We start from the raw sequence: 23,730 nt of genomic DNA, 5'->3' as shown, positions 1-23,730 counted from the left end.
TTTACTGCGAATATTCGTACACGCATTTGAAGAAACAGTTTATAATGAAAAGTGGACAGCGTGAGAAGGAGAGGGAAAGGGAATGTCAATGCGTTTTACATTTTGGATTATGGTTGGGATTGTAGCAATCTCGGGTTTGTCACAAGGGATGATTTTACCGGCCATTGCAATGATCTTTGAACAAGAAGGGGTTAGTTCAAGTATTAACGGTATTCATGCGACGGCACTATACATTGGGATATTAGTGATCTCACCGTTTCTTGAAAAACCGATGCAAAAGTTTGGAATGAAGCCAATTATCGTTATTGGTGGGTTTCTCGTTATTATTTCATTATTCTTTTTTACACAAACATTTTCGTTTTGGGTATGGTTTATCCTTAGATTTTTAGTTGGAGTCGGAGATCATATGCTTCATGTCGGAACACAAACATGGATCACGACAACATCAGACCCGAGTAAAATAGGGAGACAAGTATCGATATACGGTGTATTCTTCGGAATTGGTTTTGCCGTCGGTCCGTATTTAGCAAGCACAGTTCAGTACGGTCTTGCAACGCCGTTTATGATATCTACTGTACTTTGTCTAATAGGATGGCTGTTACTATTACCAACAAAAAATGCATTCCCAGCACAAGATGAAAGAGAAGTGAAGAGTGAATCATCATTTTCTCGTTATAAACAAGTTGTTGGATTAGGATGGATTGCGTTACTTGGACCACTTGCATATGGCGTACTGGAAGCAATGTTAAACAGTAACTTACCAGTATACGCGCTTCGAAAAGGATGGTCTGTTTCAGAAGTATCCTTCTTATTACCAGCATTTGCAGTTGGGGGCATTATTACACAAATTCCGCTCGGTATATTAAGTGACAAATACGGAAGGGACCGTATATTAACGTGGACGTTCAGCATAAGTACGGGCATTTTTCTACTGGCAGCCGTATTTGATCAATATTACTGGATCGTCTTTGCCTGCATGTTGTTGGCGGGTATGGTCATTGGATCGTGCTTCTCATTAGGGCTTGGATTTATGACAGATTTATTACCGAGACACTTATTACCAGCAGGTAATATATTATCTGGAATCGCCTTTAGTTTAGGAAGTATACTGGGACCTGTATTAGGAGGCGTATTTATAGAAAAAATACAGTATACAAGCTTTTTTATTGCGGTTATGATTATAATAGGGATTCTCGCGATGTTATATATGATCTACATGAAGAATCAATTCGCATCAAGAAAAATAGAAAGTAGGTTAGGGCATGACAAAACAACCTAATAAAAAGAAATTTGAAGTACTCGAAAATGAAACAATTACAGACTGCTTAGCACGTATGGAACAAGAAGGCTACGCACCGTCTCGTCGCATGGAAGAGCCAATCTTTCATGAAGTGAAGAAAGACGGCAAAACAGAAGTTGAACCGTGCGGTAGAAAAATTGTTTTTGAGGGGAAATTGAAGTAATAAGTTATATAAAAAGAATTTGCTTTCAGGTACAAGTAAGATAAAATATATAGTCACATAAAAAAACGCTGTTGATTCCAATATCAATAGCGTTTTTGTTTTTAATACATATATAGATCAAAATGAATTTCTGCTTGAATCGAACTAGCGAAATCAAGTATATCTTTTTGTAAATACATTGCGGGTGATTCGTTATTCTCCACTTGAATCACTACCATAAAAAGAAACTCTAAACTATATTTCTTCTTGAGATGTTTTAATTGTTCTGTTTTTCCTTCAAGGGATTTTAGAATAACATGCAACTGATTATTTATATCGTATGATTCTTGGTATCCAGTGCTTAAAGTCCAATCCGTCTCTTTTCTATATATGATTTTGGTGGATACAAGATTCGGATTATCACGTTTTGCAACAACATCACCTTTTTTGTAAGTTCTTGTAGGCTCGATACTTAAGGCGTCAGTAATTGCTTCAACAGGGAATATATCACCCGTTGCACTAAAATAAGTCATAACTTTGGTTTTATCCAGAATGGTTCCTCCTCTATTATTAAGATGTCAATCTTATTACATTATAAAAATTTATGGATGTAAATAGAATTTTTATCCTGCTATTTGTGGAGCAAGGCTTCTAATGGGAGAAAAGTAGGTGAGGGCCAATTTTACATAAAATCATGATTAGTGTCGGGGAATAAAAGCTCACTAGTTTCATTGTATTGAATTCCGGCGTTGGGACATTAGTTAAAGCTGATACCTATACCTTTGTAGGAAAGAAAAAATATACAAAAGTAGGATGCTTAAAAATGTATTAATTTGTATGATAAAAACAAAACATATTTTTAAAAATCAGAATGTAGGAGAGGGAGGCGTACATATCATGATACAAAGCATATTTGAAACTCATTTACATGTAAGAAATTTAGAAAAGGCGATACATTTCTATCAAAATAAGTTAGGTTTAACATTAGCAAAGAAACTATTAAAAAGACGAGTTGTGTTCTTTTGGGTAGGAGAAAATAAAAAACAAATGCTCGGATTATGGGAAGTACATACTAATGAAGAGTTTGAGACGAAACACTTCGCTTTTCGTGTAGATTTCGATTTTTTAAAGAATGCTAAATTGTGGTTAGAGAAGCGTGGAATAGAGGTAGTGGGGAGTCAGGGAAAAGGAAATCGAGAACCAATTGTCCAAAGGTGGATGCCAGCTGCAAGCGTATATTTTCTAGATTGTGATGGAAATAAATTAGAGTTTATTTCTATGTTACATGATAATCCAGATGAATTAGAATATGCAACGTATTTAAGTGAATGGGAAGCGGAGCACCAAGAAGAATAAAGTTTAATCAGTGGGAGTTTTATAGCTTTGTATTATGTTAAATAGATAGGAACAAAAAAAATCCCTCAAGAAAAGGCATGTTCTTGAAGGATTTTTTTATGCTTTATATATTTTATATTGCTTGTAACATATTAATGATGTTCACTTTTAGATATTTCAGCGCGTTGAATATAGCCATCAGAGAAGCTGAAATAAAGAGAATAGCTTCCTCGATTATATATGAAGCCTTCACTAGTCATATCTTCTCCGATTCCATCTGGTTCACCAAACCACTCTTTTAATTCGTTAATAGTGATATCCATTTTTACCGATATATATCTAGCGTCTGAAGGGTACATGTCAATATTATAATCGCCGTATACCGCTATATTAGGTGCATCACATTCTGTACATGGTGCTTTTTTCAAAACATCAGGCACTCCATATTCTTTTTTTACGTCAGATAGATCTTTACCTAATACATCTAATTTAAATGGACCAAATGTTCCATTCTGTAAAGCTGTTGTTAACATTTGTTTCATTTCTTCTTTTGAATTGATGTTGAAATTATAATCTCTATTTTTTGCTATTGCATTATAGAAGAATTGTGCATATTGCTCACGCTTCACAAATGTGTTTCCGTTAAAATTACCTGCCTCGTCACCTTGTGCTATACGGTTACTACGCAGTGTATTTACAGCTTCATAAGCCCAATGACCTTTTGGCACGTCTTTAAATTTTCCTTGTTCTTTTGATTCTAAATGAAATGCTTTTTGTAATATTACTGCCATCTCATATCGAGTTAATACATCATCAGGACGAAATGTACCTGTTCCATCACCTGTCATAATTCCAGCTTGCGCAATGGCTTTAATATCTTTTTCAAACATATGATTTGTAATATCACTAAACATATTTCCTTGTTTATCGTCTGCGATTAACCCTAAATGTCGATTGACTAAAGAAGCTACCTGTCCTCTAGTGATGTTGTCCCCAAAACCAAATTTCCCATTTCCATACCCCTTATAAATCCCTGCTGCCGCTAAGTAATCAATAGCATCTTTTGACCAGTGGTCCTTTGGTACATCTGTAAATACAACGTTCGCATTGCTAGCTACCTTATAGCTATTCGTAGTTGTTTGAGCATTTACTGTACCTACCATAGTTGTAGTTGCTAATGCTGCGGTGATTATGAATCCGAAAAATTTTTTAGCTTTGCTTGTTTTCTTTCCCATTTGCGAAAGCCTCCCCAGTTTAAATTAACTTTATTACATATACGTATTACACATTTAATACAACTAAATGCATGCATCGTAATTATAACATGTAAATTATAATTATTTGTCATTTATTTCCGTAATGTGGATAAATTTTTGATAATATAACTGAAAATGTAATATTTGGATAATGGATATTCAGCTCTATTTAATAAGGGTATATACAGTAAAACGTTCTGTTTTCCAATCTACGATAGGAAACAGAACGTATATTTGGTATAATCGAAGTATATTATATGAAACGATGTACATGAGTTTCATATTTACGAAATAAGGTAAGTACTACATAATAATAACTACGCTATAGGATTCAGTTCATGTTATACAAATCAATCGTTAGAAAGGAAAAGAAGTAATGAATCAAATTTCATTTGAAGATTTATTTGAAGAAGAAAACAAACCAGAAAAGGTTGAGGTAGCTGATATACCAGTACCTTTATTGCCATTACAAAAAGATATATTGGAATTAGTGGATTCTGAAGAAATAAGTGCACTTGAGCTATGTGAACAATTAATACGATCCGGCAAAATATCAGATGAAAGATTCACAACGAATAAGCCGAAAGCATATGGACAAGTATGCTTAGTATTAGAAGATTTTGTTAAAGAAGGAAAGCTTATTTTTGTCAAAAGCGATGAGAAAAGAGATAGAGTTTATAAATTAAAAGAAGAAATTTCTAACATATAAGTTGTCCATAGGTAAATGAATGTTTTCTAAGAAGAGAGTTCAGTAGTCAAAGAAAAAGGTGGTATCAATCAAGAAAGATTGATACCACCTTTTTCTTTTTTAACATCTTACATACTTACGTTTGAAACCAAGTCTGCCTCTATCAAGTTCTTTCTGAATACTTTCGGAAGCATGTAGCAAACTGCTTTTTTTATTATCGCGTTTTACTTCAACTATACCAACTTCTTTTGCAATCTCGACTGCCTTTTCGTGTAGTGGCACATATGAAATTGCTACAGTGTTTAGAAAATTATTCATAGCGGATTTTGTTCGTTCTGGTGAATCATGGATCGTATTTTTTACCATTTCAAGCATAGTGGAAATTTTGCTTTCAGAAAACTCATTGTCTTTGCGATTTCCTAAAAGCCAGCAGTAGCAACTCCAGCCCGCTGACATTCGTAGCTCGTCTCCACTTGCAATCCATTTATCAGCAACATCTTGTGCAATATTTGATTCTGATAAAGTTACTGCTACCACATAATCGGACAACATATAAAAATATGCTCCGTCTATCCAGCGATCAAAATCAGACTCACTCATAGCTTTCGGATCCGCAATAATGCCTGCAAAGTACATAGCATCGTAGTTGCCTGTCGCATACAGTTCTTCAGCTAACTCTTGATTTAATTTTATTTTTTTAGCGATTGGTTTCATAGCGCCTGTAGCTACGCCGAAAACTGGTTCGTGCGCACCGTTAGATATGTATATTTTTTTCGTTCTTTCCTTACCGAGGGATTCAAGCTCTTGCATAACTGTTTTTAAATCCATAGCTGTGCACTTCCTTCCTTCATATAAAAATCATTTTAATTGCGATCATCTAGTTTAAATTTTTTATCATGTTTTCCATACTTCCTAATTTTAAATCTTATGTGAGTAGGATGTCTACTTTCTATAATTTATCGATAATTCAGTTAGTGATTTTGAAAGTCTAGCTATCTATAATTGTAAGGGTACTATATGAAAGTAGACGGGAAGGAAATACAGAAGTATAGCTTTTTACATAGATTGTTGGGATGAAAATAATATTTTACCTTCGGCTCTTTCTCGGTATTAGCATGTTATTATTTGGTAAGGGGATAAATGGAATTTAAAGTTAAACATGTGAGGTTGGTTATAAATGATAAAGAAAATTACTAGAGTAGTATTAACTGCAGTTATGCCAATTGGTATTATTGTGGGTTGCGGAACTACTGAAAAAGCTGAAGCAGGTCTCGTTTGGAAACAAATAGAGCGTGGGTCTATTATTGAAGTGCAATATGGTAAAGACCGCAATGATATTGTAGGTGTACAATTAGTAGGAGATCGTGAGCCATACGAAATTAGTGATAAGTTTGATCGGAATACAATAAACGAGATTGTCGAAAATGTTAAAGGGAATTTGTAATAGATGTACTTCGCTAGTATAGGATTTATTATTATAAAATGATGAATCGCATATGTGAAAATTTAGAATCAACGGCATTTTTTATATGAAAATGCCGTTGATTTGTGTTGAAAAGTAAATGCTATTCTATAGTCTTGTAGAAAAACACGTATGAAACATAAATGAATTATTCTTCTTTTAGCTGTTATGATCGCCGTAAGGTTATTATCCAAAATAAAAGAGCACAAGCACTAACAGATACACCTAATATGCATACTCCATCCCAACCATATTTTGCATACATATTTGTTGAAAGAATTGCACCTGTTGCACTACCGATAGAGTAAAAAATCATGTAACTGGCAGTGAGTCGACTTCTCGCTTCAGGACGCACTGTGAAAAGCATACTTTGATTGGTGACATGTACAGCTTGCACCGCTAAATCTAAAAGGATAATGCCGAAAATTAGTAATAATAGAGAATGGTTAATAGATTTAATTAGGAGCCATGAAAGTACTAATAATGATAAGGCTATGCCAGTTGTTCTTTGTCCGAATCCTTTATCAGCTAATTGTCCAGCTTTAGTAGCAGCTAATGCACCTGCAACTCCAGCAAGGCCGAATGCGCCAATAGCTGTATGCGAAAGGTTATGTGGTGTAGCACTTAGAGGCAATACTAAAGAAGTCCATAAAATACTGAATGAAGTAAAAATAAGCAATGCTAATATGCCGCGAATGCGTAAAAGTCGTTCTTCCACAAATAATAAGAGAACAGAGTGTATTAACTTTCGGTAAGACATAGTTGTCACTTTTTTATGTTCAAGAGTTGGTAAGTTCCGGTGTAACAAAACAGTTACGAAGAGTAAAAGAATAGCGGAGGTGAGATAAACGGATCGCCATCCAGCTAAATCTGTTAATGTGCCTGCAAATGTACGGGCAAGGAGAATACCTATTACAACGCCACTTGTAACGAAACCTACTATGCGTCCACGTTCAGTTGGATTAGCTAAAATTGATGCATATGCGACGAGTGTTTGCGTAACAGTTGCAAGAATTCCTACTAAGGCCATACCTATAAAAAGTACGGTGCTTGAGGGAGCGCACCCGATTATAATTAAAGCAAAAACAGATAAAAGCATTTGGAGAATTATTATTTTCTTTTGGTTTAATAAATCACCGAGTGGAACTAATAAAAGTAAACCGAGTGCATAACAAACTTGAGTAATAGTAATCGCAATACCGATAGTCGAATGACTAATCTTAAATTCATTTGACAATGAATCAAGTAGTGGATGAGCAAAGTATATGTTTGCTACAGCCATCCCGCAAGCAATGGAGAATAATAGAGTCATATAGCGGGACATGATTGCACTAGCAGATGAATGTAGCTGAGTATGATTATGTTTTAGAGTGGTCATCATTTTTTCTTTACTATTCATAAAATCAGCTCCTTTTTGTATTATTGAAAATAACATACCGAACGGTATGTTATTTTATAAGTAAAATATAATCTTGAAGAAATATTTATGTCAAGTTTCTTTTGATTTTAATACGACTTTTTTGACACATCGTTTATAATCTAATACGATATATAATATACTGATTGGTACATAAATGGTGGTGTGTAATCTTAATAACTAGATGTAGAAAGGAGATGGTTTTAAATGGCACGACTACGTGAATTTGATGAAGAAAAAGCTTTGGATGCTGCTATGCAACTTTTTTGGGAGAAGGGATACGCAGCTACCTCATTAAGCGATTTAACTGCTAAAATGGGAATACAAAAGCCGAGTTTATATTCAGCCTTTGGTGATAAAGAGGGGTTATTTGAAGCAGCATTAAGGAGATACACAAATTTACATGCGGCTAATATACGAACAAAACTTCAAAACGAACAATCTGTAAAAGAAGCAATTCGGACGTTTTTTGAAAATATGGTAAAAGAGGAATATAAAAAAGAGTTCAGTAAAGGTTGTTTTTGTATTAACACAATGGTCGAACTTGCTCCTCATAATCAAAAGTTTGAAGTACTGACTAGAGAACATCAAATGTATCTTGCAGTTGTTTTTCAAGAATTAATTATGAAAGGAATTCGATCAGGAGAACTACAAAGTGATTTGAACGCTAAAGCAGTAGCGCAAACATTAGTCACTTCCTTAATTGGATTAACAGTGTTAATGAAATCACGCCCAGAACGTTCCGTTATAGATAATTCGGTATCGATAATAGTATCGATAGTAAAATGATCTTTGGGTGAGGTGTTAATCAGCAAATTAGATATTAAGAAAGTCGATTCCTTATTAAAATAAGAAATCGACTTGTTATAATTATTTATTTTGTAAGTTGTCTTTCCAAAAATTATAGCTATTATCAATAACGTTTTTTAATTTGAAATAGTTTTCCCAAGTATCTTGCACGTGGTAGAGAGTTTCGCCTTCGTCTATAAAAACATCACTGTAATCATTTATATATTTCCAGTCCTCGTCATGATTAAAGTAGTACTTTGCGAATTGGTTGCCCTCATCATTTAACATGTCGTCTGCTAAAACGCCATCCAAGTTCATATAAATTTCTGTGCCAGTCATTTGTTTAAGTTTAAACTGATTAATTTCGTCTTGAGACTCTTCTTCAAATTCTTCACTAAATAAATTATGTTCAAGTATCCATCCTAAAAACATACCAGTATGTACAAAAGCTTGATCAATTGGTAAGTCCTCAGGAAAATCACCTTGATAATGGTACTTCGCTTTATCATAAACGATCGTATTTAACAATTAGGTCATCCCCTTTAATATATAATCTAATAAACTTGTACGGTTTGTTTTAATATTTCAACTATGTTTTCAAGCCATTCTACCGGTGTAATTTCTAGCCCTTCAAAATATATCCCATCTGCTGAATATCGAATGTACGCTTGCTTTTCTTCAATGCTATAATCACTTTTTAGAAATTTAGATAGAAAAACAATAGAGTCTTGTAAATATTCCTTGTGTGCCTCTTCTAATAATTCTTTAAGTGCTTCTTCGTAGAAAGTATCTTGATGGAAAGTGCCAGCTAGAAATTGGAAAACTTCATCATCTTCCATATTTTCTATTTGTAGCATACTCATCCTCATCCTCCTTGTTTCGTATGTAGTGATATTTCACAATTAATCTAGAATAATTAATTGTGAAAATAAACTCTCTATGTCTTTAGCATCTTTCTTGAAAAATTTAAGTATGCGTGCCATAACGTAGTAATTTTCCCCGCCACGCTCTGATACTAGAACATTCTTTTCGTTTTCTTTTGTAACTTCATTTTCTAATACAGAGTAGATGTGTTTGAAATCGCCTTTTTCAAATACTACACAACATGTTAATAATGCTATGCTGTAGTAATAGCCAATCACATCATACATAGCAAATTGATTGTTTGGCATTAAATCTAATTGGTAAGAGTGTACTGTATTGGCAACGAGTCTAGTTATTCCTTCAGATTCAATAAAAGGTTTCATACGTAAGCAGTGATTTTTATTTAGTGGTGCATGAGCAAAAGATTTTAACTTATTAACTAGTTTCTTTACAATTTTTTGGTCTTCTTCATTTAATGTATCAATATTAGTGAGTAAAATATGAGCGATTTCTTCCATATAAAAACTCCTTTCAATGTAAAAAGATGACAACTATATTATAGCGGAAAATTGAAAAAGCTAGTATTTTTAAATAGGGAAATTACATTAAATCAGGATCTAATTAATAGATACATAGTAGTTATGAAACATCATAAAGTTCCTTCTTATTGAAAAAAATCAGTAAAAGGTATCCTAATCTATTTTTTGAGAAGTAGTAGGGTGTAAGGGGATAAGTGCTTTTGACGGCGATTGCAATTGGTTATAAAATAATGTCTGTTAAGGGATTTTATAGAAACTATCATTCACCTGCTGGGGATAAAATGAAGTGTTTATAAAAAGGCGGAATAAACATATTTTTATACATAGTAGATTCATAGTATTTCAATAATGAAAAATTAAGGGAGGTCGAGATACTTATACGAACTGTGTAGGTATCGATTACAGCAATGAATATTAAAAAACGAGTAATCGCACTATCCACAAGTTTGGTAATTTTAGGGAGTGCACCTTTATCAATATCAGCAGAAGAGATAAACAAATCTCATACTGACCAGCTTAGTATTGCACAAGGGGAACGTGGAACAAGCGGGTTAAGTTATTCTAATTTCACTCTAGAAACTCCTGATCACATGCAAATTAACGAAGCAGAGGTATCAGAAAACGAGAAAATACTTCTAGAAGAATATAAGCATAAACATGATGAAACAGAAGAGTTACATAAAATGAAAGAAGCTAAAAAAGGTCAAGTAGCAGAAGATGAAGCTATTTCAAACATTGAAAAGGCATTTGAACATGTAGACGGTCGAAATGATGGCTCTACTCGTGAAATGAAGCCGGTTGAAAAGCCAAGAGCTATTCAGTATAGTGCATCGATGACTACAAAGAAATATGGAACACTTGCAGGTACTCCATTTGTAGAGTGGATTGTCCCAGCAGGAAATCCTGATATTCGCCCTGCTAATCCGATGAAAGCACGCTACATTACAATTCACGAGACTGCAAACACAGCCCGTGGTGCGAATGCTGAAAATCATGCGAAATATTTGTATAAACAAGCAACGGAAGGTACGTTCCGAACAGCTTCATGGCATTTTACTGTAGACGACAAACAAATCTATCAGCACTTACCAACAAATGAAAATGGTTGGCATGCAGGAGATGGTGATGGCTCAGGAAATAGAGAGTCTATCGGTATCGAAATTTCAGTTAACCAAGATGGAGATTACAATAAAGCGTTAGAGAATGCAAAAAGACTTGCAGGTTATTTAATGAACAAAGAAGGTATTAGTGCGGATCACATTTATAGGCATCAACAATGGAGTGGAAAAAACTGTCCTGATATTTTAATTTCTCGTGGAAATTGGACTGGCTTCGTACAAGGTATTCAATGGTATGCAAATGTTAACGCACAAATTGATTCGCCTTTACAAGAAAGAAATGAGCTATTTGATTCAAATGAATATAATCCAGCTGAACCTAATATGGAGCTTGTAGTGAATGGTGACGGTATAAACGTACGTAGTGGCGTAGGCCTTGAGCATCATATTGTTCGTAAAGCTTCAAACGGAGATCGTTACAAAGTGTTAGCAGTTAAAAATGGTTGGTATAAAATAGGTAATGATGAGTGGATTTTCTATAACCCAAGTTGGATTAAGATAAACTATAATGTGCCAAATAAAGAAGTGCAAAAACCAAAAGATGATATTACAGGTGGATGGTTTGAAGGGCATATTCGTAAGCTGAACAGCCTCGGAATTATGCACGGTGAAGGAAATGGTGTATTTGCGCCTTATCGTAATGTAACGAGAGCTGAGTTTGCGACATTAATCTCAAATGCTCTAAAGCTACCAGAAGGAAATAAGTCATTTGTAGATATTAACAAAGCGCATCCATCACTTCATAGCGGTATTAAACGTAGTGCAAGTGCAGGAATTATTAACGGTCGTGGCGGAGGGATTTTTGATCCTAACGCATCTATCACACGTGAAGAAGCATCTATCATGATTGACAACGCATTACAGTATAAAGGTGTTACAGGTAAATTAGTCGCATTACCATTTACAGATCAACATTTGATTACATACCAACAGCCAGTTCAGCGGTTATATAGCTTAAAGGTAGTTACAGGTGTTGGAAATAATGAGTTTAATCCTAAAGGGACAACAACTCGTGGTGAAGCAGCTGCCTTTTTAGTGAAGATGTTAGATGCAAGTCAAAAATAGAAAGAATGATAAAGGAGCTATCCAAAATGAGAATTTGGAACAGCTCCTTTTTATATTAGCCACTATTAAGCCCTTTCCAAGCCCCTCATAAGCACCTACCAAGTAATAAATTACTAAGAAAAAACAATACAAAACAAAAACAACTACAAGAACAAAAAGCGCGAAAAAATAAAACCGTCGTTGTAGTAGTTAAAAAAATTTGGAATTAAAATGCAAAAACTAAGCCCTTATCCCTATATGTATATTGAAGAGTTGAAATCTGACTTTATATGAATACAAGGGGAGGTAAATATATGGCGGTGTACCGTAATGTGCAGGTGAACTTTTGGCAAGATGAATTCATATTAGATTTAACGCCAGAGGAGCGTTATTTTTACATATATTTGTTAACTGGTACGAAAACGAAGCAATGTGGAATTTACGTATTACCGAAGCGAGTGGCAGAGCTTGAAACAGGCTACAGTATGGAGACTGTTGAGAAGTTGTTAAGTAGATTTGTGGAATACGGGAAGATTTTATATGATGTGGACACGAAAGAGTTATACATCATAAATTGGCTACACTATAACCCTATTTTAAATACAAATGTAGAAAAGTGTGTGTTGCGTGAGCTAAAGACTGTAAAAAATAAAGAGTTCATACATATGTTTTTACGTAAATGTCTGGAAGAAGAATGGAAGATTCCATTGTTGTTGCAGCATTTTGGTATGCCAGAAGAAGAGGATACTAGTAGTTCGGAAGTAGTTTTTGAAGAGAAAGAAGAGGTAGAAAGTATAGAAGAGACCGTTCCATATAGTGAAGTTTACAAGTCTTATGAACAACATATTAGCAGTTTATCCCCATATATCGTGAAGGAATTGAAGAATTGGATACAAAGACTTTCAGGAGAGAAAGTATTAGAGGCGCTTAAAATTGCGTTTGAACATAATAAGCGAACTTTTGCTTATGTGAAGGGGATTTTGAGGAATTGGTGTAAGAAAGGACGGGGAGATTTCAGTGGAAGAAAGGAAGGAGAAGTCTGTTTACATGATCCATAGCATAAGAAAAGATGGATTTTTCCTATTCTAAAAGGTTCTTTCAAAATAGAAGCGAATAGTTTGAGAAAGGAGGGGGTTATATGGAAGTCGTCGTAAAGAAGAAACGAACTAGGGGTAAGAGAATTTTCATTTGGTCTAGTAGTATCGTTCTTTTGTTAGTTATTTGTACAGCGATTTTTTTGAACATATATACGCTTAGGTCTGTGCCAAAGATAGATGGAACGATAAAGCTAGAGGATTTACAACGTGCTGTTATGGTAAAGCGAGATAGTAAAGGGGTACCGCATATTAAAGCGGAAAATGCACATGATTTATATTTTTCGCAAGGGTATGTACAAGCGCAAGATCGTTTGTTTCAAATGGATTTAAGTAGAAGGCAAGCTTCTGGTATGTTGAGTGAAGTTGTAGGAGAAGCAGCTGTTGATCGAGATAAGTTGTTTCGAACGCTCGGTTTACGGCGAGCAGCCGAAGCATCTGTTAGTCAATATGATGGAGAAGCAAAATATGCCCTGCAGTCATTTGCTGATGGGGTGAATGCTTTTATACGTGAGGCGAAAGAGGAAAAGAAATTGCCGGTCGAGTTTATTATATTAGGTTATGAGCCCGCTGAATGGTCGATTGTTGATACTTTAACAATTGGAAAGTATATGGCGTTTGATTTAGGCGGACATTGGCACGGACAGGCGTTTCGATATTGGGCGCTGAAAAATCTACCGAAAGAGCAAGCAAATGAACTATTTCCTACATATCCGAAAGATGCGCCTAGATTGCTAGCTGAATTGAAAAATACAAATGTGGATGTAGCACAAAGTTTTGCAAAAGCGATTATTCCACCAGAGTTTAATGGTAGCAATAACTGGGTTATAAGCGGTGAGAAGAGTGCGTCTGGTAAGCCTATTTTAGCAGATGACCCTCATTTATCTCTTGCGACGCCTTCTATTTGGTATCAATCGAAACTTGAAATGAAAGATTTGAATGTGAGTGGTGTTATTTTCGCTGGCGTGCCAGGTGTTATAATAGGACACAATGACAAAATAGCATGGGGCGTTACGAATACAGGTCCTGATGTGCAAGATTTATATATTGAGAAGCGAAATCCTAATAATGAAAATGAATTTCTGTATAACGATAAGTGGGAAAAAGCTACTGTTGTAGATGAATCTATTAGAGTAAAAGGCGGAAAGACAATACCGTATAATGTTACGGTTACGAGGCATGGTCCAGTCATTTCAGAGTTTGCAGATAAAGGGAAAGAGAAAACGAAAACAGTATTCGCTTTGAAATGGACTGCTCTGGAGCCTTCCGCTGAATTAAAGGCTGTATTAAATATGAATAAGGCGAAAGATTGGAATGAGTTTGAAACGGCTCTTCAAGATTTTCATATACCGACCCAAAACTTTGTATTTGCATCAAACGACGGCACTATTGCTTATAAAGCGAATGGAAATATACCAGTGCGTAAAAAAGGTGATGGTAGTTTACCAGTGCCAGGATGGACAGATGAATATGAATGGGAAGGGTATATCCCGTTTGATCAACTTCCAAAAGTAATCAATCCAAAACAAGGGTTTATTTCAACTGCGAATAATAAAATTGTTGATGATAATTATCCGTACCATATTAGTAATACGTGGGCGCAGCCATATAGGCAAATGCGTATTCAAGAGTTTTTACAAGAGAAGGAAAAGTATACGGTAAAAGATTTAGAAGAGTTACAGATGGATCAAAAAAATTTATATGGGAAAGAGTTTACTCCTATATTTTTAAAAGAGTTAAATAAAGCATCTTTAAATGAAGTAGAGAAAGAAGGCATAAAACAATTAACAAAGTGGAATTTTTACGATAGTAAAGATGAAGCGGCACCATTAATATTCCATTTGTTAATGAAAGAGATTTCAAATACGTTATTTTCAAAAGAAATACCGAAAGATGTGATGGGATTATTTGAAGGGAAGTCACAAGTTGTTGATGAATTAATTCGAAAACAAGTAGCAGGAGAAAATAGCGCTTGGTTTACGAAGTACGGAGGCTTCACGAAAGTTGTGCATACTTCGTACGAGAATGTAATGAAGAAATTACAGAAGGAGTATGGACCTGATGTTGCGGAGTGGAAGTGGGGCGATTACCATCAACTTGCTTTTACACATCCCATCTCAAAATCATCTAGTATATTAGCACTACTTGCATTTAATCGTGAGAAAACAGTTCCAATTGGCGGAAGTCAAGTTACCGTTCAAGCAGCGAGTTACGGAGATAACGGTATTGTCAATCACGGAGCGTCTTGGCGATTTGTTATTGATACGAAAGATATGTCAAACGGTTATCATATCGTAGGGCCAGGACAATCGGGACATTTTAGAAGCGATTGGTATCATGATCAAATAGATGATTGGGTAAATGGAACGTATCATACGACTACATTGAATACGGATGGAATAGAGGGGAAGGTGTTAAATTTAGAGCCGAAGTGATAGGATGTTTTTGTTTGCGGAGGGGACTAGTAATAATCTTTTTGATAATGAAAGCTTATCATTTAGAACATAACCTAGCTCTTAAATAATTTTAACAGCCAGCCTACTATCATTTAATTTGATAGTAGGCTGTTTCCATATTCGAAATAGCACTGAATCACCAACAGTAGTATTTTGGGATCATGAAGAAGAAAACATAGAGGAAGCAATATATCCTGTTTGCTCAACATTTACAGAATTGCTTGCTAGTCTACGTGATTTCGAAGAAGATTGAGGGAACTAAAAAAACAGCCTAGAATTCTAGACCGTTTTTTTATGATTTACTAATTTTCCAACCATCATCCGTTTTCTCTAGTTCAATTACGATTACTTTTTTAGGATTACCTTTATATACAGCATCAACAGTTACTGTAGCAATTTCATTTTTCTCTTCGACTTTTCGAATTTTATAGCTTTTAAGATCCTTGCTAACCGATTTCATTAGGTCTGCATTTCCGCCCACAAAAGCAACGATTTTCTTCGCTTCAGGAGTGAATAACACGCCAAAATCTTTAACATTTCCTTCTTTTGCATCTTCGAAATACGCTGTAGCAACTTCTTCAGGATTACGATTATTTCCACATGATGCAAGTGCTGTAACTGATAAAGCCATTACAACTATTAACATGATTATTCCAGTTTTGAGGGGAATTAGTTAACAAAGACCGGGTATTATTTGCAACAGAACCGTCCCTCTGTACCCCTTGTTTCGTCATTTTTCTAGGCCATCCAACTTGACAAATGTTTTTTTACCAAACTACAATGAAAATCATTATCAATAATATAGGGAGGATACTTTTGTCAATAAATGAAAAACAATATATTTATAGGTTAATAATCAGATCTTGTTAAGTCGTATGTACTATTTTTAGTTTAGCGTTGCCCAGAATGTACACCAATTAATCTCGCGAATTACAAGAAAACTATTATTGAAATGAGGCGTGTATTGTGAAGTTGGACGTGAATGAGTTAGCAGAGTATCTTGCCAATACTCCTTTCCGAGTAGAGGGAGTATATCGTTATGCTAAAAATCCAGGTGTGCCTTGTGCTGAGTCTACAGATTCTTTCCCAGGATTTGTATTTCCACTTACAGGGGAGACGCAATTTCAATTTAATGGTACGCTGTATACCCTTTCCCCAGGAAAAGTTATACATGGGGGTGCAAAAATGACATTAGCCCATAAAATGCTTGGTGAAATAAACTGGGAATATATTCTTGTTTTATATCGGATAAGCAATTCAGAACGAGAAGACTCTGGCTTTACTCATCAGCATTTTGAATTATTAACAGGACAATCTCCTCGTCTTGTCGAATTACTTATGCGTCTTTGGGATGTGTATAATCAGCGTGGAGGCATTTCGATGTTTCAGACCGAAATGCTGTTTCGCGAAGCGTTGAATGAAGCTTTATTAAGTGTTGTCAATAGAGAGAATAACTATGAGTCGCATACTTTATTCAAACGAATATCCAGTTACGTTCATAAAAACTATTATGAGGATATTACAATACATACACTTACAGAACAAAATAATGTTAATCGAAATCGTCTTTCTTACGTGTTTAGAAAGCATGCAGGTATGGGGCCAGCAGAATATTTATTGAACTATCGTATAAAGATGGCTCAAAAAATGTTATGTACAAGTGGTGTGCCTGTACAACAAATTGCGCAGGCTGTTGGAATCGCAGACCCTTTTTATTTTAGTAGAGTATTCAAGAAGCGAGTTGGCATTTCGCCTACTAAATATCGCGAGAAGTTCATCAATAATCCATACTAATGTCAACAGGGGTCCATTCTTATTTGAAAATCACTGTTCTATACTTATGGAGAGTTAAAGGAAACATTGGATTGAAAGAACTTTCATTGAAATCACTCCTTTGTACTACCTGAATGAAAAGTTCTGGCCTGAGCATTTTCTTTTAAGCGTAATGACGACTTTTTTACTGAGATTACTGTAATATAGTGGAAGTTAAAAATGAGGAGGAATTATTATCCATTACCAACCTATTAAACTAAATGACGAGTTATCTAAAATTAACGATTATTGGTATCCACGAGTGATTGGTGAAATGAATGATGATCAAATTCAGCTTTTTAAAGCTAATGGAGATTTTATATGGCATGAGCATCCTAATACGGATAAGCTATTTATTGTGCTTGAAGGGGAGATGTTCATCGATTTTCGTGATGGACAGGTGAAAATTTCTAAGGGCGAGATGTTTATTGTCCCGAGAGGCGTTGAGCATAAACCTTTCACTGAAAAGGAATCCCACATCATGTTGGTAGAGCCTAAAAGGGAAATGGATTGATAATTGTATCAAATGTTTCGTTGGCAGATAAGAAAGTGTAGATACAATTGAGAAGTTAGGATTTAAATGCTCTATTATGGAATAAAGCATGCATCTTTAATTGATACCCTATTATAGAAATATTATGTAGTAACTTTTTTCTTATTAATTCGCTCGTATTCCTATTCTAGTATCTAAAATAAAAATGGATACTTTCTTGTCTAAAAAGTATCCATTTTCATGTCCTTGTACATTAAAGAAAGGAGGGGAGGTTAACTTTCTTTATTCATGTGTTCGTTAAATTCCGATTTAATGAACACTTGGATAATATACGTAGCTCTCTCCCTTCTTTATTTTTTAACTAAAAGAATTAATTATAGGTATGATATTCATGAAGTAATTATTACTTTGTACACAGTCAAGAATTTATTTGTATGATGGTGTGATTTTTGAAAGAAGAACAAAGAAATTATTAACTATAAAGGTAAATAATTAATTAAATATAAAATTAATACAAAATCGAATGTAGATAAAAATTTTTTGATACATTTATGAGTATAAAAATTTATTTATACGAAAAGATAGATGTTGTTAGATTATCAGAAAAAGTTCAATAATTTCAATCGTAAAAAGATAAAAAAGGAGCGAAAATACGCTCTTTTTTTATTTATCTTACTATTTTTAGGAGGTTAGTATGAATAAGGTATGAATAAAGGATGAATAGCATTTTTATCGATAAAAATTTATTGGATTTTTTGTGGAATATATATGAAACGTTGTATAAAATAATCAAGAAAGCCAAAAATTATAGGGGGAAAGTTGTGAAGAAAAATAAGAGTTTAATAAGTTTTTTAGGAGTGTTTATTATGCTGTTTTCTTTTTGTTTTCAAGGAAATGTACAGGCAGATGTAAATACTGTTCAATCTGGAAAAATCAAATCAGGAAATGTAACGGTATGGGAAGTTGGAAATGTGGCGAAAGTGTTAGCTGATGTAGAGCGCTTGAATTTAAATACAGTAAATGTACCGATTCAGGTAGATATTCCGAACGTGACTTCTACGAACATGGTAATTAATCAAGCGCAAAAGCAACAGGCTATTATTTTAATTCAAGAATTATTAAAGCGTAATATTCAAGTTATTGTGGAACCGTTCCCATATATTCAGCAAGGAAATGTTGGGGAAACGGAATGGAATCCAAGTAATATTAATGATTTCTTCTGGAATTGGAAAACGGTTATTCTACAAGATATTTTTAATTCGATTACAAGTAAATACAATGTGTACGGGCTCAAGATTGCTTCTAATTTCGTAAATATGGAATATGCAGAAGGATATTGGAGCGATACGATTGATTTCGTCCGTCAGCAGTATAAAGGAAATGTTTTGTATCAAATGAATTGGTGGTTAACAGCGAGTTGGGATCCTTCTTATGAAGCGAAGTTTGTAGAGAAAATAAATCGTCCGTATTTAAAGAAGGTAGATATCGTTAGTATCGATAGTTGGTTTGAAGTTTCTGGAAAAAGAAACCCATCATATGAAGAAGTGAAGCAAAGTTTATTTGCGACGACAGTGTATAATCGTGGGCAGAATGTTGTTCAGCAATTGGAACAATTACATAAAGCAACAGGGAAACCGGTTTATTTTGGTGGGTTTAACGTTCCGGCACGTGAACTTGGACTACAAAATCCGTGGAATCCAGATGTTTCTAATGTGTTTTCAAAAGACGTACAATTAAACGGATGGCGCGCTTACCGTGATGTGTTAGAACCGAAACCATATTTTAAAGGTTTTTCAATTTGGTTTATTGGTTCTAATAATAGTACGCATGCGTATCAAATACATAGTAAAGAAGCAGAGGCAGTTATTAACGGCTGGTATCGAAAATAATTTTTATAAAATAGGTAAGTTTTGAAGTTTACCACATATATTTCTAGTGAAAGGCCTTTCACCATCTTATCACCTAGGGGGCAATCATAATGAAATTTTTGTCTTACCTTACAGTAATTTTGGTGATTCTTGGCGGTTTGAATTGGTTATTTGTAGCGTTAGATTACAATGTAGTTGAGAAATGGTTTGGTTCTATGCCGGCGCTTGTGGACACTATTTATTGGCTCATTGGTCTTTCTGCAATTTATCAAATTTTTGATCGGTTCTTTACGGACAATTAGCTATTATTCTTTTATTACTAGAGTGTTAAGTACGATTATGTACTTAACACTTTTTTGTATGTTTATAAAAATAGTTTGCATATGCAAGCGATTCCATTGCTTCTTACGCCGTAATACTAGAAAACAAATTGACCGTATATTATATTCTAGGTTATAATTCAGAAAGTTTAAAAATTAATAAAAATGAGAAATAGGGAGGTTATTAGGATGATGGAGAGGGTATATAATTTTTCAGCTGGACCATCTATACTCCCTTTGCCAGTTTTAGAGAAAGTGCAAAAGGAGCTTGTAAATTATAACGGGACAGGCATGTCTATTATGGAAATGAGTCATCGATCTTCTTATTTTCAAAGTATTATAGATGAAGCGAGTAGCTTACTTCGTGAATTAATGAATATTCCTGATGAATATGATGTTTTATTTTTACAAGGTGGTGCGTCATTACAATTCTCTATGATACCACTGAATTTAATGAATGCGTATAAAAAAGCAGGATATGTACTGACTGGCTCATGGTCTAAAAAAGCACTGCAAGAAGCCGAAAAGGTAGGAGAAGTACAAGTGATTGCTTCTTCTGAAAATGAGAAGTTTACTACAATTCCTAAACTGGATGGTTTACTAGGCGATGAAAAACTAGATTATGTACATATAACAACGAACAATACAATTGAGGGTACGAAATATGTGGACATTCCACATTTAGATAAAGTACCGCTCGTTGCGGATATGTCCTCAAATATTTTATCAGAACGATATGATGTTTCGAAGTTTGGTCTTATATATGCGGGAGCGCAAAAAAATCTAGGACCAGCGGGCTTAACGATTACAATTATAAAAAGAGATTTAATTGGAGGGGCAGATCGCTCTTGTCCTACAATGTTAAACTATGAAACTTACAGCAAAAATAACTCCTTATATAATACACCGCCATCCTTTAGTATTTACGTAACGAAACTTGTATTAGAGTGGTTGAAAGAGCAAGGCGGCGTATCTGCGATGGAAGAACAAAATAAAATGAAATCTTCACTTCTTTACAATTTCTTAGATGAATCAAAATTGTTTACTTCACCAGTTGATCCTACGTATCGATCACTTATGAACATTCCGTTTACAACGCCGTCAGAAGAGCTTAACAATCAATTTTTACAAAAAGCGAAAGAGCGTGGTTTTGTTACGCTAAAAGGACATCGCTCAGTCGGTGGTATGCGCGCAAGTATTTATAATGCGATGCCAGTAGAAGGTGTGCAACAATTAGTAAATTATATGAAGGAATTTGATCTTGAGAATAGATAGGGAGATGGGGATATGTTTCGTGTTCAAACGTTAAATCAAATTGCAGAAAAAGGTTTACAAGTACTTAGGGGAGAGCGCTATGAAGTAGGGGATAGAATCAATCATCCAGACGGCATTTTACTTCGCAGCTATTCTTTACATCAAGAAGAATTTTCAAAAGACTTAAAGGCGATTGCAAGAGCTGGTGCTGGTGTAAATAATATTCCTGTCGAGCGATGTACAGAAAAAGGGATTGTCGTATTTAATACGCCAGGGGCAAATGCTAATGCAGTAAAGGAACTTATTATTGCCAGCCTTATTATGTCTTCACGTAACATTATTAACGGCGTAAGCTGGACGAAAAATTTAGAGGGTGAAGAAGTACCGCAGCTTGTTGAATCAGGGAAAAAACAATTTGTTGGGTCTGAAATTGCAGGAAAACGTCTAGGAGTTATCGGACTTGGTGCAATTGGTGCTTTAGTTGCGAACGATGCGTTAGCTTTAGGGATGGATGTTGTAGGATATGATCCTTACATTTCAGTTGAAACAGCTTGGCGTCTTTCTACACATGTGCAAAGAGCATTTAGTTTAGATGAAATTTTTGCAACATGTGATTATATAACACTGCATATTCCTCTTACAAATCAAACGAAGGGGATTATTGGTGAACATGCTATAGAGAAGATGAAAAAAGGTATGCGTCTATTCAATTTCTCTAGAGGAGAACTTGTAGATGAAAAGGTTCTTCAAAAAGCGTTAGAAGAAGAGGTTATTGCGCATTACGTAACGGACTTCCCGAATGAAAATGTGATAAAGATGAAAAATGTAACAGCGACGCCACACCTTGGTGCATCTACATCTGAATCGGAAGAAAATTGTGCGGTCATGGCAGCGCGTCAATTACGTGAATATTTAGAGACAGGAAATATTCGTAATTCAGTAAACTATCCAAACGTAGAATTGCCGTATATCGGAAAGAAACGAATTACGATTATGCATCAAAACGTTCCGAACATGGTAGGGCAAATTACAGGATGTTTAGCAGAGCATCATATTAATATTGCGGATATGATTAATCGTAGTAAACATTCTTGGGCGTACACAATGATTGATATTGATAACGGAATTGATGATATAATAAAAGAGAATATTGTGGAAAATATAAGCAAAATTACAGGTGTTGTAGCCGTTCGAATGATTGTGTAAAGGAGAGAGGGAATTGGCAAAAATCCGACCGTTTCGGGCCATTCGCCCAGTAGAAGAAAAAGCAGCACAAGTTGCAGCTTTACCGTATGACGTTTTAAATAGTGAAGAGGCAAGAGAAGTTGTAAAAGGGAATCCATTTTCTTTCTTACACGTTGATAAAGCAGAAATTGATTTAGACCCAGCACTTTCACCGTACGATGATCGCGTATATGAAAAAGCGGGTGAAAATTTAAATCGATTGATACGAGAAGAAGTGTTCATTCAAGATGAAGAGCCAGCACTATATATTTATGAACTGACGATGCAAGGTAGAAAGCAGTCTGGTCTTGTCGTTTGTACGTCTATTGATGAGTATGAAGACGATACAATTAAAAAACATGAAAGAACGCGTCATGAAAAAGAACTAGATCGTATTCGCCACGTAGATGTGTGTGACGCAAATACAGGTCCTATCTTTTTAACGTATCGTACAAAAGAAGAAGTGAAACGTTTCATCGCAAGCTGGAAAGAAGAACATGCGCCAATCTATACATTTACAGCAGAAGACGGCGTAGAGCATGTTGCGTGGAAAATAGCTGATGAAGAAGTAATTGCAAGTTTAGTAAACGTATTTGAAGATATTCCTAATCTTTATATTGCAGATGGACATCACCGCTCTGCGTCAGCTGCAAAAGTAGGGCTCATGCGAAGAAAACAATATCCGAATTACACGGGAGAAGAGGAGTTTAATTTCTTCCTATCAGTTTTATTCCCTCACGATGAATTATCCATTTGGGACTATAACCGGGTTGTGAAAGATTTAAACGGCTTATCAGAAGAACAGTTTTTAAAACAAATCACGCAATACTTTTATGTAGAAGAAGCACCTGTTTCTCCGTATAAACCAAATGAACCAAAAACATTTGGAATGTATGTAAACGAGAAGTGGTATAAGCTTACTGTGAAAGAGGAAACGTTTGATGCGAACGATCTCGTTAAAGGTTTAGAGGTATCTATTCTGCAAGATCATTTATTAAGCCAAGTACTTGAAATACATGATCCGCGATCTGATTCGCGTATCGATTTTGTCGGAGGCATCCGCGGATTAGAAGAACTAGAACGCCTTGTGAACAGTGGTGCATATAAAGCGGCGTTCTCACTATATCCGACATCAATGGAATCTTTATTAGCAATCGCAGACGCCGGAGAAGTTATGCCGCCAAAATCAACATGGTTTGAACCGAAACTGCGCAGTGGGTTGTTTGTACATTCTTTAAAATAAATATAGACTTCA

General features: G+C 35.1%; 24 protein-coding genes and 1 pseudogene. 17 read left to right on the top strand and 8 right to left on the bottom strand.

Annotated features, from left to right (window positions below; all coding sequences use genetic code 11):
* The first annotated feature begins 82 nt into the window (after positions 1 to 82).
* The gene (locus tag V7S50_RS17450; RefSeq protein WP_242254545.1) at positions 83 to 1,279 is read left to right on the top strand and encodes an MFS transporter; all 1,197 of its coding nucleotides are present in this window, start codon (positions 83 to 85) and stop codon (positions 1,277 to 1,279) included.
* Positions 1,263 to 1,463, top strand: coding sequence for an NETI motif-containing protein (locus tag V7S50_RS17445; protein ID WP_000166302.1), 201 nt, complete (start codon positions 1,263 to 1,265; stop codon positions 1,461 to 1,463). Before V7S50_RS17450 ends, V7S50_RS17445 begins: the two co-directional genes overlap by 17 nt.
* A gap of 101 nt (positions 1,464 to 1,564) precedes the next feature.
* Here the strand turns inward: V7S50_RS17445 and V7S50_RS17440 are convergent, their stop codons facing one another.
* On the bottom strand, positions 1,565 to 1,975 hold the full coding sequence (locus V7S50_RS17440; protein ID WP_242254543.1) for a DUF4279 domain-containing protein: 411 nt from the start codon (positions 1,973 to 1,975) through the stop codon (positions 1,565 to 1,567).
* Between the two features lie 364 nt (positions 1,976 to 2,339).
* Here V7S50_RS17440 and V7S50_RS17435 point away from each other — a divergent pair, with 364 nt between their 5' ends.
* Positions 2,340 to 2,798, top strand: a complete 459-nt coding sequence (locus V7S50_RS17435; RefSeq protein ID WP_242254542.1) for a VOC family protein — start codon at positions 2,340 to 2,342, stop codon at positions 2,796 to 2,798.
* Between the two features lie 131 nt (positions 2,799 to 2,929).
* Here the strand turns inward: V7S50_RS17435 and V7S50_RS17430 are convergent, their stop codons facing one another.
* Positions 2,930 to 4,012 carry an S-layer homology domain-containing protein gene (locus V7S50_RS17430; RefSeq protein WP_309259122.1) on the bottom strand — a complete coding sequence of 361 codons (1,083 nt, stop codon included), beginning with the start codon at positions 4,010 to 4,012 and terminating at the stop codon, positions 2,930 to 2,932.
* Between the two features lie 397 nt (positions 4,013 to 4,409).
* Between V7S50_RS17430 and V7S50_RS17425 the strand changes: the two genes are divergently transcribed.
* Positions 4,410 to 4,742, top strand: a complete 333-nt coding sequence (locus tag V7S50_RS17425; protein ID WP_242254540.1) for a DUF3895 domain-containing protein — start codon at positions 4,410 to 4,412, stop codon at positions 4,740 to 4,742.
* A gap of 99 nt (positions 4,743 to 4,841) precedes the next feature.
* Here the strand turns inward: V7S50_RS17425 and V7S50_RS17420 are convergent, their stop codons facing one another.
* Entirely contained in the window at positions 4,842 to 5,549 is a 708-nt protein-coding gene (locus tag V7S50_RS17420; protein ID WP_242254539.1) for a DNA alkylation repair protein, read from the bottom strand.
* A 349-nt stretch (positions 5,550 to 5,898) separates the two neighbouring features.
* On the opposite strand from V7S50_RS17420, the gene V7S50_RS17415 reads away from it, so the two are divergent.
* Entirely contained in the window at positions 5,899 to 6,165 is a 267-nt protein-coding gene (locus V7S50_RS17415) for a hypothetical protein (protein WP_242254537.1), read from the top strand.
* 184 nt (positions 6,166 to 6,349) lie between these two features.
* Here V7S50_RS17415 and V7S50_RS17410 read toward each other — a convergent pair whose 3' ends face one another.
* Positions 6,350 to 7,582 carry an MFS transporter gene (locus V7S50_RS17410; protein ID WP_242254535.1) on the bottom strand — a complete coding sequence of 411 codons (1,233 nt, stop codon included), beginning with the start codon at positions 7,580 to 7,582 and terminating at the stop codon, positions 6,350 to 6,352.
* A gap of 225 nt (positions 7,583 to 7,807) precedes the next feature.
* Between V7S50_RS17410 and V7S50_RS17405 the strand changes: the two genes are divergently transcribed.
* On the top strand, positions 7,808 to 8,389 hold the full coding sequence (locus tag V7S50_RS17405) for a TetR/AcrR family transcriptional regulator (RefSeq protein WP_242254533.1): 582 nt from the start codon (positions 7,808 to 7,810) through the stop codon (positions 8,387 to 8,389).
* An 81-nt stretch (positions 8,390 to 8,470) separates the two neighbouring features.
* Here V7S50_RS17405 and V7S50_RS17400 read toward each other — a convergent pair whose 3' ends face one another.
* The 3 genes from V7S50_RS17400 to V7S50_RS17390 are packed head-to-tail and all read right to left on the bottom strand — an operon-like array spanning position 8,471 to position 9,771.
* Positions 8,471 to 8,917, bottom strand: coding sequence for a DUF7832 domain-containing protein (locus V7S50_RS17400; protein WP_242254531.1), 447 nt, complete (start codon positions 8,915 to 8,917; stop codon positions 8,471 to 8,473).
* 26 nt (positions 8,918 to 8,943) lie between these two features.
* Positions 8,944 to 9,246, bottom strand: a complete 303-nt coding sequence (locus V7S50_RS17395; protein WP_063220993.1) for a contact-dependent growth inhibition system immunity protein — start codon at positions 9,244 to 9,246, stop codon at positions 8,944 to 8,946.
* Between the two features lie 45 nt (positions 9,247 to 9,291).
* Positions 9,292 to 9,771 carry a hypothetical protein gene (locus V7S50_RS17390; protein ID WP_063220964.1) on the bottom strand — a complete coding sequence of 160 codons (480 nt, stop codon included), beginning with the start codon at positions 9,769 to 9,771 and terminating at the stop codon, positions 9,292 to 9,294.
* A gap of 428 nt (positions 9,772 to 10,199) precedes the next feature.
* On the opposite strand from V7S50_RS17390, the gene V7S50_RS17385 reads away from it, so the two are divergent.
* From V7S50_RS17385 to V7S50_RS17370, 4 genes and pseudogenes are all read left to right on the top strand, one after another.
* Complete coding sequence (locus V7S50_RS17385) at positions 10,200 to 11,975, top strand: S-layer homology domain-containing protein (RefSeq protein ID WP_242254528.1); 1,776 nt, start codon at positions 10,200 to 10,202, stop codon at positions 11,973 to 11,975.
* A 293-nt stretch (positions 11,976 to 12,268) separates the two neighbouring features.
* Complete coding sequence (locus V7S50_RS17380) at positions 12,269 to 13,012, top strand: DnaD domain-containing protein (protein ID WP_242254516.1); 744 nt, start codon at positions 12,269 to 12,271, stop codon at positions 13,010 to 13,012.
* Positions 13,013 to 13,092: 80 nt separating this feature from the next.
* Positions 13,093 to 15,483 carry a penicillin acylase family protein gene (locus V7S50_RS17375; protein ID WP_242254514.1) on the top strand — a complete coding sequence of 797 codons (2,391 nt, stop codon included), beginning with the start codon at positions 13,093 to 13,095 and terminating at the stop codon, positions 15,481 to 15,483.
* Positions 15,484 to 15,631: 148 nt separating this feature from the next.
* Positions 15,632 to 15,757 (top strand): annotated as a pseudogene (locus V7S50_RS17370) (SMI1/KNR4 family protein); the annotation flags it as partial.
* A 39-nt stretch (positions 15,758 to 15,796) separates the two neighbouring features.
* On the opposite strand, the gene V7S50_RS17365 reads toward V7S50_RS17370, so the two are convergent.
* Positions 15,797 to 16,150, bottom strand: coding sequence for a DUF4878 domain-containing protein (locus V7S50_RS17365; protein ID WP_242254512.1), 354 nt, complete (start codon positions 16,148 to 16,150; stop codon positions 15,797 to 15,799).
* Positions 16,151 to 16,470: 320 nt separating this feature from the next.
* On the opposite strand from V7S50_RS17365, the gene V7S50_RS17360 reads away from it, so the two are divergent.
* The 7 genes from V7S50_RS17360 to V7S50_RS17330 all read left to right on the top strand — a co-directional run bounded on the left by V7S50_RS17360 (position 16,471) and on the right by V7S50_RS17330 (position 23,718).
* Positions 16,471 to 17,298, top strand: a complete 828-nt coding sequence (locus V7S50_RS17360) for a helix-turn-helix transcriptional regulator (RefSeq protein ID WP_242254511.1) — start codon at positions 16,471 to 16,473, stop codon at positions 17,296 to 17,298.
* A gap of 292 nt (positions 17,299 to 17,590) precedes the next feature.
* Complete coding sequence (locus V7S50_RS17355; protein WP_000997182.1) at positions 17,591 to 17,830, top strand: cupin domain-containing protein; 240 nt, start codon at positions 17,591 to 17,593, stop codon at positions 17,828 to 17,830.
* Positions 17,831 to 18,630: 800 nt separating this feature from the next.
* Positions 18,631 to 19,698, top strand: coding sequence for a glycoside hydrolase family 113 (locus V7S50_RS17350; RefSeq protein WP_063220971.1), 1,068 nt, complete (start codon positions 18,631 to 18,633; stop codon positions 19,696 to 19,698).
* An 89-nt stretch (positions 19,699 to 19,787) separates the two neighbouring features.
* Positions 19,788 to 19,979 carry a DUF378 domain-containing protein gene (locus tag V7S50_RS17345; protein WP_000670803.1) on the top strand — a complete coding sequence of 64 codons (192 nt, stop codon included), beginning with the start codon at positions 19,788 to 19,790 and terminating at the stop codon, positions 19,977 to 19,979.
* Between the two features lie 210 nt (positions 19,980 to 20,189).
* The gene (gene serC / locus V7S50_RS17340; protein ID WP_242254510.1) at positions 20,190 to 21,272 is read left to right on the top strand and encodes a 3-phosphoserine/phosphohydroxythreonine transaminase; all 1,083 of its coding nucleotides are present in this window, start codon (positions 20,190 to 20,192) and stop codon (positions 21,270 to 21,272) included.
* A 12-nt stretch (positions 21,273 to 21,284) separates the two neighbouring features.
* On the top strand, positions 21,285 to 22,457 hold the full coding sequence (locus V7S50_RS17335; RefSeq protein WP_242254509.1) for a 3-phosphoglycerate dehydrogenase family protein: 1,173 nt from the start codon (positions 21,285 to 21,287) through the stop codon (positions 22,455 to 22,457).
* Between the two features lie 13 nt (positions 22,458 to 22,470).
* Entirely contained in the window at positions 22,471 to 23,718 is a 1,248-nt protein-coding gene (locus tag V7S50_RS17330; protein WP_242254507.1) for a DUF1015 domain-containing protein, read from the top strand.
* Positions 23,719 to 23,730 lie beyond the last annotated feature (12 nt).

The organism is Bacillus sp. CCNWLW194, assembly GCF_037120585.1.
GTDB classification, from domain to species: Bacteria; Bacillota; Bacilli; order Bacillales; family Bacillaceae_G; genus Bacillus_A; species Bacillus_A basilensis.
The sequence above is the reverse complement of the archived record's forward strand: the minus strand, read 5'-3'. Positions and strand labels throughout refer to the sequence as shown.